Source organism: Curtobacterium sp. MCBA15_007 (genome assembly GCF_001864905.1).
Taxonomy (GTDB): domain Bacteria; phylum Actinomycetota; class Actinomycetes; order Actinomycetales; family Microbacteriaceae; genus Curtobacterium; species Curtobacterium poinsettiae.
Genome location: NZ_MJGM01000087.1, coordinates 130743 through 143076, shown reverse-complemented (window position 1 = coordinate 143076; position 12334 = coordinate 130743). Strand labels below are relative to the sequence as shown.

Below are 12334 nucleotides of genomic sequence, written 5' to 3'. Positions count from 1 at the left end.
AAGAATGGGTCCATGGACACCGCTGAGCTCCTCATCCTGTTGATCGGATCGCTCGCGGTGACCGGGTTCGCCCGCGCCAAGGGGCTCCCCGCTCCCCTGCTCGTCACAGCGGTCGCCCTGGCGGCGTCGTTCCTGCCCGGGCTGCCCCCGATGGAGATCGACTCCGAGGTCATCCTCACGGTGATCCTGCCGCCGCTGCTCTACTCCGCCGCGCTCGACGTGTCGTGGCAGAGCTTCCGCGGCTCGATCAAGCAGATCCGACGACTCGGCATCTTCCTGGTGATCGTGACGGCCCTGGTCGTCGGCGGAGTGGCGTACCTGCTCATCCCGGACATGACGCTGCCTGCGGCGATCCTGCTCGGCGCGATCGTCGCCCCGCCGGACGCGGTGTCCGCCGCCGCGATCGGCCGGAAGCTCGGACTCCCCCGGCGTGTCATGACCGTGCTGTCCGGCGAGAGCCTCATCAACGACGCGGCCTCGCTGACCCTGGTGCGCGTGTTCACGCTCATCATCGCCGGCACGTCGCTGACGGTCTGGCAGGACCTCGGCATCTTCGGGCTCGCGATCGGCGTCGGCCTGGTCGTCGGCATCGTGCTCGGCGTCGTCGTGCACTGGATCCGGATGCGCATCAACGACCCCGTGGTCGAGACGATCATGAGCATCCTGCTGCCGTTCGTCGCGTACATCCTCGCCGAGGACCTGTCCGGCTCCGGCGTCATCGCGGTCGTCACGGCCGGCCTGTACATCGGCTACAACTCGCCGAAGGAGGGCTACGCCACCCGCCTGCAGGAGCGTCCGCTCTGGACGAGCATCGACGTCATCCTCGAGGGCTTCGTGTTCGCGCTCATCGGCCTGCAGCTCAACACCGTCGTGCAGGACCTGGTCGAGAGCGAGCGCAGCCTCGGGCAGACGCTCACCGCGGCGGCCGTCGTGCTCGCGGTGGTGATCCTGGTGCGGCCGCTGTTCGTGTTCGAGTCGTACGTGCGCAACCGGTTCAACGGGAAGTGGCTCCGGCCGCTGCGGATCAAGCTGTCCCGCGGGCACCCCTCACTGCGGTGGATGCGCGGTTCCGCGGAGCCGAAGCTCAACTGGCGGGAGCTCACCGTCATCTCGTGGACGGGCATGCGTGGCGTGGTGACCCTGGCGGCTGCGGTCTCCGTCGTCGCGAGCCCGACGCAGATCCCGGCGCAGGACACGATCTTCATCATCGCCTTCTTCGTCACCGTCGGCACCCTGCTGTTGCAGGGGCTCACGCTGCCCTTCGTCATCCGCGCGCTCAAGGTGCAGGACCCGGCCGAGGGCGAAGAGGACGTGCGCAGCGAGATGCGGCTCAACCAGCGCACCACCGAGGCCGCGATCGAGCTGCTCGAGAAGCGACGTCCGGCGTGGGCGAAGCAGTACGGCTCGGACGCCGTCGACTCGGTGGTGAACCGGCTGAAGGCACGACTCGAGCGTCAGGCCGAGACCTTCCGCCAGGACGCCGAGGAAGAAGAGGACGAGGAGCGGAACGTCGCGCTGCGCCTGCGCGGCTCGCAGATCCAGGACATCCGGCGCGAGCTGCTCGACCGCCGCCGCGAGATCGTGCTCGAGGAGCGGGAGAAGGGGAACCTCGACGAGGAGGTCATGCGCCGCGTGCTCGTGACCCTCGACGCCGAGGAGCTCGCGATGGACTCGGCGCAGGCATCGCGCAGTCGCTCCTGAGCACCTCGGGCGTATCCTGGCGCTCCGATCGAGAGCAGGAGCAGAGCGCCGAGTGAGCACGCCGCGGAACGACGTCCCCAGGAACGACGACGGACCGGAGCGCCCCGGCGGTTCGCGTCCGACGCCCTCGAAGTCGCGCGGGAGCCGGCCGTCCGCCCAGGGGACGAAGCCGCGTCGCGGTGCCAAGGTCGCGGGACACGCCAGCCGGTCAGCACCCCGGCGGCAGGCCCCCGTCCCCGCCCCGCAGCAGTACAGCGCGTACCGCCGCTGGTACTCGACACTGCACCCGTCGCTCCAGCTCATCGGCCTGCAGCTGTGGATGCCACTGTTCTTCATCGTCGGGTTCTGCCTGTGCTACGTGTTCGCGTTCCACGCCCCGCACCCGCACGACGTGCCGATCGCCCTGATCGGCAGCGACCCGTCCTTCGTGCAGGCCGTGCAGCGGGCGTTGCCGGGCGAGTTCGTGTTCCACTCCTACGACTCGCTCGCCCAGGCGAAGCGCGACGTGGTCGACGGCTCGATGGCGGTCGCGTACGACCCGGCCGCGAACGAGTTCTTCAAGGCGAGCGCGCACCAGTTCCAGGTCGCGAGCCTCGTGCCGGCCACCCTCAGCGCGGTGCTCACCGGCCTGGGCGTCGCGACGCCGAAGGTGACCGAGCTCGCGCCCCTGCCGGCGTGGGACGAGTACGGCACCGTGGCGATGTACGTGATGCTCGCGTGGTGCATCGGCGGCTACATGGTCGCGATGTTCATCGGCATCATGGGCGGCCCGCTCCGGCACCGCACCCGCATGACGGTCATCGCGGTCGGCGGCCTGGTCATCTCGCTCATCACGAACACCCTCGCCGGCCCGGTGCTCGGTGCCATCCACGGCCACTGGATCCAGCTGGTGCTCATCGCCTGGGGCTGGATCGTGGCGATCGGCCTGGCGGTGAACGGTCTGAGCTACTTCGTCGGCCGCTTCATCGCCGCCCCGGCGATGATCTGCTTCGTCTTCCTGTCCATGCCGTCGTCCGGCGGCGCCTACCCGAAGTGGTTCATGCCCGAGCCGTTCGCCTGGCTCAACAACGTCGTGGTCGGCTCGAGCATGGTCGACATGATCAAGCACCAGGTCTACGGCGTCGGCCCCGGTCCGGCCCGAGGCCTGATCACGATGGCGTGCTACGCGGCGGCCGGCCTCGTGCTCATGTACTTCGGCAAGCAGTGGTGGGAGCGCAAACGGATCCGCGCGATCGTCACCGGCCGCACGACGATGTTCCAGGACGCGAACACGGCCAACCGCGAGTTCCTCGGCGGGCAGCGCGATGCCGAGCTGGAGCGCCACGGGCTGACCTCCACCGAGACCGGCACCCTGAGCGTGCTGCGGGACGACGACTGGGAGGACGAACGCACCGCTGGCGACGTCTTCACCGGCGCGCGCGACGGCCTCGAACCGGGCGCGACCCCGACCGGTCGCATCGCCGTGCAGCGCCCCGCGAACCGGAAGGAGCCGCGACCGGCGGCGGCTCCGCACGGCAAGCACGCCGACCGCTGACGCGTATCCTGAGGGGCATGAACCCCCGAATCACCTGGCACCGCGTCCTCGTCACCGTCGTCGTCGTGTTCCTCGTGCTGACGCTGGGCTTCTACGCCGCGAGCGTCCTGCTCGCCCCAGCCGACGGGCGCGGCACCGCCGGGCTGTTCGTCGGGTGGGCGATGTTCTCGATGATCGGTGCGATCGTCGTCGGTGTCATCGACTTCTTCGTGCGGCCTCTGGGCGGCCGGAGCGGCGACGCCGACGTCATGGCCGCCGCCGAAGAGGCCCGGACCGGCAGCACCCGCACGCAGCAGACGCGCTAGCGGCACGCGCACCCAGCAGACGCCCTGAGCGAGACCCGCCCCAGCGGAAGAACTAGGCCACACCCGTGCCGGTGAACCCGGACACCGTCGCGTCGTCCTCGGCGAACGTGAACCGCGCCCGGACGTTGCCGCCAGCGAGCACCCCCGGCAACCAGTACCGGGCGTCGTCCCACATCGCGTCGTAGGGCACGGCGTCGACCGGGATCCACCGCGGCTCCAGTTCGTCCGAGCCCGACGGGTCTCCCTGCCAGCGGCGGCAGACGAAGACGTCCGAGACCTGGGACCAGGACGGTCGGTACGGGAACCGGTAGTCCAACGTGCCACGGGCCTCCAGGTCGACCGCGTCGAGCCGCAGGCCGACCTCTTCACGCACCTCGCGCACGGCGGTCTCGACCGCCGTCTCGCCGGACTCGCGCTTGCCGCCGGGGCCGACCAGACGGCCGGTGCCGAGGCCGCGGCGCTTCTCCCCCAGCAGCACCTCGGGCCCTGCCTCGCCGTCGCGCAGCAGGTACACGACCACCACCCGGGGATGCTGGGACTTGCTCTCGTCGCGAAGGGTCACGCGTCCAGTGTGACCGATGGAGTGTCGTACGCTCTTCCCATGGCAGGCGTGCTGCGGGGGCACCATGGCTGAGCCCCGCAGGACCGGGCGCAGCCTCGAAGTGCTGCGCGCCGAGGCCGCTGAGGAGATCTCGATGCTCGTCGAGCACCGGAGCCGTCAGGGCGAGGACCCGTGGGAGTTCATGCCGACGCTCCCGACCGTCGACGAGCAGGTCGTGCTGATCCTGCGCGCGGACGCCGTCGACCTGGACGAAGCGATCAGCAAGCGGCACGCGCAGTGGTCGAGCCACCCGGCGTCCGGGCAGGGCACCCGGCTGGGTGAGGAGTACCACCGGCTGCGCCGGATCGCGCTGCAGCACCCCGAGCTGACGCCCGCCGTGTGGAAGCTGCTCGGCGCCCTGCCCGAAGCGGGCTGAGCTGCGGTTGGATGGACGCATGACCGAAACCGTGCTCGCCGTCCTCAACCAGCCCTCCCGCGACGCCGCGCCGCACGACCCCGCGGCCGACGCCTTCACCTGGGCGAAGCCGCTCGAGGAGCACGTGCAGGTGCAGGACCTCGGCGTCACGCGCGGCGACGGCGTGTTCGAGACGATCACGGTGATCGACGGTCGGCCCCAGGCCCTCGAGGCGCACCTCGCCCGTTTCGGTCGCTCCGCCGCGATGCTCGACCTGCCCGCCCCCGACCCCGAGGCGTGGCGCCAGGCCATCGAGGCCGTCTGCGCGCGCCTCGACCCGGTGCGCGAGGCCTTCGCCAAGACCGTCCTGACCCGCGGCGTCGAGGGCACCGACCGTCCGACCGGCTGGGTCTACGCCGCGCCGTCTGGCGACTCCACGGCCGCCCGCATCGAGGGGATCTCCGTCGTCGTCCTGGACCGCGGCTACCGGCACGACGTCGAGCGCACCTCGCCGTGGCTGCTGCAGGGCGCGAAGACGCTGTCGTACGGCGTCAACATGGCCGCCCTGCGCGAGGCGGTCCGCCGCGGCGCCGACGACGCCCTGTTCGTCTCGAGCGACGGCTACGTGCTCGAGGGCACGCGCGCGAACCTGATCATGAAGGTCGGCGACCGGCTGGTCACGCCCCGCACCGACATCGGGATCCTGGCGGGCACGACGCAGGCCGACGTGTTCCGCTTCGCTGAGCAGGAGGGCGTCGAGACCGCCTACGAACTCGTCACCCTCGCCGATCTGGCAGCCGCGGACGCGCTCTGGCTCGTGTCGAGCGTGCGGCAGGCGGCGCCGATCCGTTCGGTGAACGGCGACGCCCGCGCGATCGACGCGGACCTGACGACTCGCATCAACGACTTCCTGCTGGCGCGCGAGGTCTGAGCACGGTCTGACCGCTCGACCCGGAAGACGCCGTCGTGTCCGCGAGGCGCCGCGGAATTGGGCGGCGTCTCGCGGGTGTGACGGCGTCGTGCCGAAACGACGGCGACTCGCGACCGGACACCTGACGGACGGGAGGCCCGTGGCGGGCTCGCCACGGGCCTCCCGTCCGCCTGTGGCTGAGCCCACCGCGTCACGCGAGACGCCGGCGTCTCGTGGCCGCTACCAGCGCGGCGTGGTGACGCCGGCCCCGTTGGCCCACGCGAAGACGGTCTCGCCGTCGATCCAGACGCGCGTCGCGCGGCTGGTCGCGTCGAGCGGGTCGCCGTCCCAGAGCACGAGGTCGGCGTCGTAGCCCTCGGCCAGGCGACCGACACGGTCGCCGAAGCCCAGGAACTCGGCCGGGTTGACCGTGAGCGCCTCGAGTGCGGTCTGGGCAGGCAGGCCCTCCTTCACGGCGGCGGTCGCCTGGTCGACGAGCATGTTGATCGGCACGACCGGCGCGTCCGTCGTGATGGCGACCCGGACCCCGGCCGCCGCGATGGTGGCGAGGTTCGGGATGCCGCGGTCGCGGAGTTCGACCTTCGAGCGGCTGGTGAAGAGCGGGCCGTAGATGACCGGGATGTCCTTCGCGGCCAGCACGTCGGCGATCTTGTGCGCCTCGGTGCCGTGGTTCACGACGAGCCGGTAGCCGAACTCCTCGGACAGGCGGATGGCGGTGGCGATGTCGTCGTGGCGGTGGGTGTGCTGGTCCCAGACGAGTTCGCCGTCGAGCACCCGGACGAGCGTCTCCTTCGTCAGGTCGCGGGCGAACGGCTCGTCCTTCGCGGCGGCGGCATCGCGGGCGGCCTTGTAGTTCTGCGCGTCGACGAAGGCGTCACGGATGATCTTGGCGACACCGAGCCGGGTGGAGGGGGTCTGGCCCTTGCCGCCGTAGACCCGCTTCGGGTTCTCACCGAGGGCGCTCTTCACGCTCACCGAGTCGGAGATGAGCTGCTCGTCGATCGTCCGGCCGCCCCAGGTCTTGATGGCGACGCTCTGGCCGCCGATCGGGTTGCCCGAGCCGGGCTTGACGACGATGCTCGTGATCCCGCCGGCGAGCGCGTCCCGGAAGCCCTCGTCGTCGATGTCGATCGCGTCGATCGCGCGGACGCCCGCCATGTTCGGGGCGGTCATCTCGTTCGTGTCGTTGCCGGCCTCGCCGTTGGCTTCTTCGTGGATGCCGACGTGGCCGTGCGCCTCGACGAACCCGGGGACGAGCCACGAACCCGCGGCGTCGATGACCGTCATGCCGTCGGGCGGGGTGACGTCGGGCCCGACCGCGGTGATCCGGCCGTCCTCGACGATGACCGCGCCGCCGTCGAAGGCGGGGGCGGAGACGGGGACGACGTGGGCACCGGTGATCGCGAAGGAGTTGCTCATGGCACCAACGGTACGCGGGGGCGTGCGGGCGAAATACCGATTCCTGGCGCCGGACGTCCCGGCGGCCCTACCGTCGCGGGATGGCACACCGGAGCGAGACCTGGCCCACGCACCACAGCGCCGAACGACCCTTGCGCAGCGCAGTCCGCGGGTGCCGTGACGACCGGCTGGTGACCACCGTGCGGGTGTCGGTGCCCCCGTCCATCGCCAGGGCTCGGTGGACACCCGACGACGACACCGTCGCACTGCTCGACCGGAGCGCCACGGCCCTGCGCACCCTCGACGTCCACCACGGCTCCCGGCTCGCACCGCTCGGGTCCGTGCTCGGCCGGACCGAAGCCGTGGCGTCGTCGCGGATCGAGGACGAGCCCGCCTCGATCGACGACCTGGCGCGCGCGCTCGTCGGCATCCGGGCGAACCCGGGTGCCACCGCGGTGGTCCGGGCCGGCGGCGCCGTCGAGCACCTGGTCTCCGCGGCGGACTCGGGCATCGTCACGGAGTCGTCCCTGCTCGAGGCGCACCGTCTGCTGATGCGCGACGACCCGGTCGACGGACGGTCCGCAGGCCGGTACCGCGACGTGCAGAACTGGATCGGTGGCGGCGCCACACCCCGCGACGCCCGGTACGTCCCACCGCCGCCGGAGCTCGTGGCACCGCTGATGGCCGACCTGCTCGCGTTCGTGCACCGTGTGGACCTGCACCCGATCGCCCAGGCGGCCATCGCGCACGCGCAGTTCGAGTCGATCCACCCCTTCACCGACGGCAACGGTCGGACCGGGCGGGCGCTGATCGGGGCCGTGCTGCGGCGCCGCGGGGTCACGACGACGGTGACCGCGCCCGTGGCCACCGCACTCGCGGCGGACCGACCGCGGTACTTCCGGCACCTGGAGCGGTACCGCGACGGCCAGGTCACCGGGTTCGTGGCCGATCTGGCCCTGGCGATCGGGACGGTCCGCGACGAGGCGACGCTCGGCGCCCTGCTGCTCGCCGAGCACGACGCCGACCGGTCCGCCGGTCCCTGCGCCACGGGCCCGCACGCCGTCGTCGGCCGTGCGCTCGCCGACGACCCCGTCCTGACCGAAGCGCACCTGGGAACCCTGCTCACCGCCGACCAGGTCGAGCGCGTCACGCTCGACCTGGTGCTGGCGGGCGTGCTCCGTCCGGTCACCCGTCGCCGCCCTGACCGCGCCTGGGTGGCACCCGCCGTGGTCGCCGAGCTCGAGGCGTTCGAGCAGCGGGTGCACGCCGCTGTGGGCGGCCACGAGCGGACCGCGGCCTGACCGGGGGTACGGGCGAATAGGGTGGGACGGTGAGCAACGAGCACACCGCATCCACCCCGCCCAGCGCCGCCAAGCGGCCCGTGACACGGACCCACCACGGCATCGACTTCGTCGACGACTACGAGTGGCTGCGGGACAAGGAATCCCCCGACACCCTGGCGTACCTCGAAGCCGAGAACGCCCACACCGACGCCGCGACCGCGCACCTCGCGCCGCTGCGGGACCGCATCTTCGCCGAGGTGAAGAGCCGCGTGCAGGAGACCGACCTCTCGGTACCGGTGCGCATGGGCGACTGGTGGTACTTCACCCGCACCGCCGAGGGCAGCCAGTACGGCGTGCACTGCCGCGTGCCCGTCGCCGGCCCTGACGACTGGACGCCGCCCGCCGTGGTCGAGGGCGAGTCGACCCTGCCCGGTGAGCAGGTGGTGCTGGACGGCAACGCCCTGGCCGACGGCCACGAGTTCTTCTCCCTCGGCACCTACGACATCAGCGACGACGGCACCCGCCTGGTGTACGGCATCGACGTCGAGGGCGACGAGCGGTACACCCTGCACGTGCGCGACCTGGCTTCGGGGACCGACCTCGGCGACGCCATCCCGAACACCGGGGCCGGCGCCACGTTCGACCCGGCGGGCCGCTACGTCTTCTACCCCACGGTCGACGAGTCCTGGCGTCCGGACAAGATCTGGCGGCACACGGTCGGCACCGCGGCGTCCGAGGACGTCCTGGTGTTCGAGGAACCCGACGACCGCTACTGGGTCGGCGTCGGCGTCACCCGCTCGTCGCAGTACATCGTCATCGAGCTCGGCTCGAAGATCACGTCCGAGGCGCACGTCCTCGATGCTGCGGACCCGACCGGTGAGTTCCAGGTCGTCTGGCCCCGCCGCGAGGGCGTCGAGTACGAGATCGAGCACGCCATCGTCGGCGGCAGCGACCGGTTCCTGGTGCTGCACAACGACGGCGCCGAGAACTTCGAGCTCGTCGACGTCCCCGCCGACGACCCGACGTCCGAGCGTGACCGCCGCGTCGTCGTGGCACACCACACCGAGCGCCGCATCGAGTCGGTCGACGCCTTCGCCGGGCACCTCGCGCTGGAGTACCGGTCCGAGGCGCTCCCCCGCGTCGCGATCATCCCGATCGAGGGCGACGGCTACGGCGACGCGCACGAGGTCCCCTTCGACGAAGCCCTGTTCTCCGCGGGGCTCGGCGGCAACCCGGAGTGGGAGCAGCCGACACTCCGCATCGGGTACACGTCGTTCGTCACCCCCTCCGAGGTCAGCGACCTCGACCTGGCCACCGGCGAGGTCACCGTCCTGAAGCGCCAGCCCGTGCTCGGTGGCTACGACCCGGCCGACTACGTGCAGGAACGCGACTGGGCCACCGCGGCCGACGGCACCCGCGTGCCGATCTCGCTCGTCTGGCGCCGTGACGCCGTCGACCAGGACTCGCCGTCGCCGCTGCACCTGTACGGCTACGGCTCGTACGAACACTCGATCGACCCCGGCTTCAGCGTCATGCGCCTGTCGATGCTCGACCGCGGTGTCGTCTTCGCGGTCGCGCACGTCCGTGGTGGCGGTGAACTCGGCCGGCACTGGTACGAGAACGGCAAGACCCTGACGAAGAAGAACACCTTCAGCGACTTCGTCGCGGTCGCCGAGCACCTGATCGAGTCCGGCCGGACGAGCGCCGACCGGCTCGTGGCCGAGGGCGGCAGTGCGGGTGGGCTCCTGATGGGCGCGGTCGCGAACCTCGCACCCGAACGGTTCGCCGGCATCCTGGCGGCCGTGCCGTTCGTCGACGCGCTGACGAGCATCCTCGACCCGGACCTGCCCCTCACCGTCATCGAGTGGGACGAGTGGGGCGACCCGCTGCACGACGCCGAGGTCTACCGCTACATGAGCGAGTACACCCCGTACGAGAACGTCCGCGACGACGTCCAGTACCCGCAGATCCTCGCCGTGACCTCGATCAACGACACCCGTGTGCTCTACGTCGAGCCCGCGAAGTGGACCGCGAAGCTCCGCGAGGTCGGCGCGCCCGTGCTGCTGAAGACCGAGATGTCCGCCGGCCACGGTGGTGTCAGCGGTCGGTACGCGTCGTGGAAGGAGCGGGCGTTCGAACTCGCCTGGCTGCTCGACGTGCTCGGGCTCGCCGACGAGACGCCCGCCGCGGCGACCGCCACCCCGATCGCCGCGGGCTGAGCAGCGCCGCGCACTTCGTGAGCAGAAGAGGTCGGGTCCGAACGCGGGACCCGACCTCTTCTGCTCACCAAGCGAACAGCGGCGCACGCAACGCGCGCACTCCGCTCACACGCGGTTGAGCGCGTGCACCGCCTCGTCGTAGGACTCCTCGGCCAGGCGCACCCGGTCCCCCGCGAGCACCCCGTACCCGAACGTGCCCTCACCGCCACGCTCCGCGATCGCCGCGTTCGCCCGCAGGATGTCGAGGGCGTGCAGCGACCGCACCCGCTCCGTCAGCACGTCGGCGGCGGTACCGATCCGCTTCCACAGCGCGTGTGGGAACGCGTCGTCGCCGAGCACGTCCATCGCCATCCGGGCCCGCATCGTCTCCTGCCACGCGGCCTCGGTGGTGCTCCGGTCGGCGGCCTCCCGCTCGGCGGCGGTGTCCGAGGTGTCGTCGGCGACGGCGGCCCGGACGAGCTCGCGCACGCGCGGCTTCACGTCGGCGCCGACGTCCTGGGCGACCTGCTTCGGCGAGCGGAGCGACCACGCGGTCGGCACCGGACGCTCGGCTGCGTCGTCGAGGGCGTCGAGCAGCTCGAGGAACGGCTCGCCGTGCAGGAACGCGACGACGTCGCGCACCGCCTGGTCGCGACGCTCACGGGTCGAGGCCAGGATCCGCTCACGGGTCAACGCGTCGACCAGGTCGTCCTGCGCCGGCGACGACGCCCGCGGCAGCCGGTCGATCAGGTACTCGGCCAGCGCCGCACGGGCGGTGACGCCCGCCAGGCCGTCCGCCGCCTCGGCGGCGCGGTCGACGGCCTCGCCGTCGCGGAACGCCGGGCGGTAGGCGCCCAGGATCGCGGCGATCTCGAGGGTGGTGTCGGCCGCTTGCCGGAGGTCGGCCGTGTCGCCGGAGCGGAGCCGGGCCTCCTGGCCGAGCAGCGCGATGCGCAGCTTGCGCACCCGCTTCGCCAGGATGCGTGCGGTCGTGCCCTTGGCCGGCTTCTCCTCGGTCTGGAGGCGCGGTGCCGGTGCTCCTGCCAGCCCGCGTGCCAGCTTGGACGCGACTGCGGCGGGGCCGGCGCCGACGGCCGCGAAGCGTCCGTCGAGGGCCGCGAACAGCTCGTGGGCGATCTGCGGGTCGACGCCGTCGACGGTCTCGACCTCGACCTCACGCCAGGTGCGCGGGGTCTCCGGGGCGTCGTCGTCGAGGCGCTGGGCGGTGACCTGGTCGTCGGCGAGCTCGGCGATCTGGTCGCCGTCCTCGTCGAGCAGTCGAGTGACGGTCCGGGTGGTGGTGATCCGGACGACCGGACGCAGCCCGCGGCCGCGACGCTCGGTGAAGAGTGCGGCGAGGACCTCGTCGGGCACCGTGTCGGCGTCGTCGGCCAGGGGGAACTGCTGCTCGTGGCGGACCGTGTCCGACTCGGAGCGCTTGATGTGCCAACCGGCGTCGGGGCCACCGGTGCGACGGCGGACCGTCACCCGCGCGGCCACCAGGTCGTACCGCTCGGTGTCCCAGTAGGTCGCGTCCAGTTCGAACGGCTCCTGGTGCTCGGTGCGGAGGATGCCGCCCGCGCCGACGAGGTCGGGCAGGGCACCGCCCTCGGGCAGGTCGTAGGTGCGCTCGATCTCGAGGTGCGTGTGGCTCACACGGTCTTGTCTACCAGGCACTGCGCGGATTCCCCGCACCCGGGGTTAGCCTGCAGGGATGAGCGACACGATCACCCGCGAGCAGTTCACGCCCGAAGCCGGCGGCGTCACGATGTTCACCACCACGTGGTGCGGCTACTGCGCCCGGCTGAAGAACCAGATGTCGAAGGCCGGGGTCCCCTTCACCGAGGTCGACATCGAGCAGACCCCCGGTACCGCGGAACTCGTCGCCGAGGTCAACGGCGGCAACCAGACGGTGCCGACGCTGGTGTTCCCCGACGGGACGACGGCGACGAACCCGTCCCTGGCCGAGGTGCAGTCCCGCATCTGAGCGGCGGCGCTTCGCAAAACACCGGTGTTCACGCTCCGAAC

Annotated in this window: 11 protein-coding genes; 8 read left to right on the top strand and 3 right to left on the bottom strand. The window is 71.7% G+C overall.

Annotated elements, in window-relative coordinates; genetic code table 11:
• Positions 1–12 precede the first annotated feature (12 nt).
• From BIU95_RS16900 to BIU95_RS16890, 3 genes are read left to right on the top strand one after another with little or no spacing between them, the layout of a single operon-like run.
• On the top strand, positions 13–1701 hold the full coding sequence (locus BIU95_RS16900; RefSeq protein WP_017885948.1) for a sodium:proton antiporter: 1689 nt from the start codon (positions 13–15) through the stop codon (positions 1699–1701).
• A gap of 52 nt (positions 1702–1753) precedes the next feature.
• Complete coding sequence (locus tag BIU95_RS16895) at positions 1754–3235, top strand: ABC transporter permease (RefSeq protein ID WP_071252339.1); 1482 nt, start codon at positions 1754–1756, stop codon at positions 3233–3235.
• A gap of 17 nt (positions 3236–3252) precedes the next feature.
• On the top strand, positions 3253–3540 hold the full coding sequence (locus BIU95_RS16890; protein WP_071252337.1) for a hypothetical protein: 288 nt from the start codon (positions 3253–3255) through the stop codon (positions 3538–3540).
• 52 nt (positions 3541–3592) lie between these two features.
• On the opposite strand, the gene BIU95_RS16885 is transcribed toward BIU95_RS16890, so the two are convergent.
• Positions 3593–4102, bottom strand: a complete 510-nt coding sequence (locus BIU95_RS16885) for an 8-oxo-dGTP diphosphatase (RefSeq protein ID WP_159557739.1) — start codon at positions 4100–4102, stop codon at positions 3593–3595.
• 64 nt (positions 4103–4166) lie between these two features.
• Here BIU95_RS16885 and BIU95_RS16880 point away from each other — a divergent pair, with 64 nt between their 5' ends.
• Both BIU95_RS16880 and BIU95_RS16875 read left to right on the top strand, forming a co-directional pair.
• A complete protein-coding gene (locus BIU95_RS16880; protein WP_071252335.1) occupies positions 4167–4517 on the top strand; it encodes a tryptophan synthase subunit alpha in 351 nt (116 codons plus the stop codon).
• 19 nt (positions 4518–4536) lie between these two features.
• Positions 4537–5427 carry an aminodeoxychorismate lyase gene (locus BIU95_RS16875; RefSeq protein WP_071252333.1) on the top strand — a complete coding sequence of 297 codons (891 nt, stop codon included), beginning with the start codon at positions 4537–4539 and terminating at the stop codon, positions 5425–5427.
• 219 nt (positions 5428–5646) lie between these two features.
• Here BIU95_RS16875 and BIU95_RS16870 read toward each other — a convergent pair whose 3' ends face one another.
• On the bottom strand, positions 5647–6846 hold the full coding sequence (locus BIU95_RS16870; RefSeq protein WP_071252331.1) for an amidohydrolase: 1200 nt from the start codon (positions 6844–6846) through the stop codon (positions 5647–5649).
• Positions 6847–7016: 170 nt separating this feature from the next.
• On the opposite strand from BIU95_RS16870, the gene BIU95_RS16865 reads away from it, so the two are divergent.
• Together BIU95_RS16865 and BIU95_RS16860 are read left to right on the top strand one after the other, a co-directional pair.
• Positions 7017–8126: a Fic family protein gene (locus tag BIU95_RS16865; RefSeq protein WP_175470791.1), complete on the top strand. Its 1110-nt coding sequence runs from the start codon at positions 7017–7019 to the stop codon at positions 8124–8126.
• A gap of 29 nt (positions 8127–8155) precedes the next feature.
• The gene (locus tag BIU95_RS16860) at positions 8156–10327 is read left to right on the top strand and encodes a S9 family peptidase (protein ID WP_071252326.1); all 2172 of its coding nucleotides are present in this window, start codon (positions 8156–8158) and stop codon (positions 10325–10327) included.
• 105 nt (positions 10328–10432) lie between these two features.
• On the opposite strand, the gene BIU95_RS16855 is transcribed toward BIU95_RS16860, so the two are convergent.
• Positions 10433–11962: a CYTH domain-containing protein gene (locus tag BIU95_RS16855; RefSeq protein ID WP_071252323.1), complete on the bottom strand. Its 1530-nt coding sequence runs from the start codon at positions 11960–11962 to the stop codon at positions 10433–10435.
• A gap of 58 nt (positions 11963–12020) precedes the next feature.
• Here BIU95_RS16855 and BIU95_RS16850 point away from each other — a divergent pair, with 58 nt between their 5' ends.
• Positions 12021–12293, top strand: coding sequence for a mycoredoxin (locus BIU95_RS16850; protein ID WP_027464730.1), 273 nt, complete (start codon positions 12021–12023; stop codon positions 12291–12293).
• Positions 12294–12334 lie beyond the last annotated feature (41 nt).

What these genes read in the sequence shown, in the direction of transcription:
- BIU95_RS16900 (WP_017885948.1), top strand. Translation starts at nt 13, where the DNA reads ATGGACACCGCTGAGCTCCTCATCCTGTTGATCGGATCGCTCGCGGTG.
- BIU95_RS16890 (WP_071252337.1), top strand. Translation starts at nt 3,253, where the DNA reads ATGAACCCCCGAATCACCTGGCACCGCGTCCTCGTCACCGTCGTCGTC.
- BIU95_RS16880 (WP_071252335.1), top strand. Translation starts at nt 4,167, where the DNA reads ATGGCTGAGCCCCGCAGGACCGGGCGCAGCCTCGAAGTGCTGCGCGCC.
- BIU95_RS16875 (WP_071252333.1), top strand. Translation starts at nt 4,537, where the DNA reads ATGACCGAAACCGTGCTCGCCGTCCTCAACCAGCCCTCCCGCGACGCC.
- BIU95_RS16870 (WP_071252331.1), bottom strand. Translation starts at nt 6,846, where the DNA reads ATGAGCAACTCCTTCGCGATCACCGGTGCCCACGTCGTCCCCGTCTCC.
- BIU95_RS16850 (WP_027464730.1), top strand. Translation starts at nt 12,021, where the DNA reads ATGAGCGACACGATCACCCGCGAGCAGTTCACGCCCGAAGCCGGCGGC.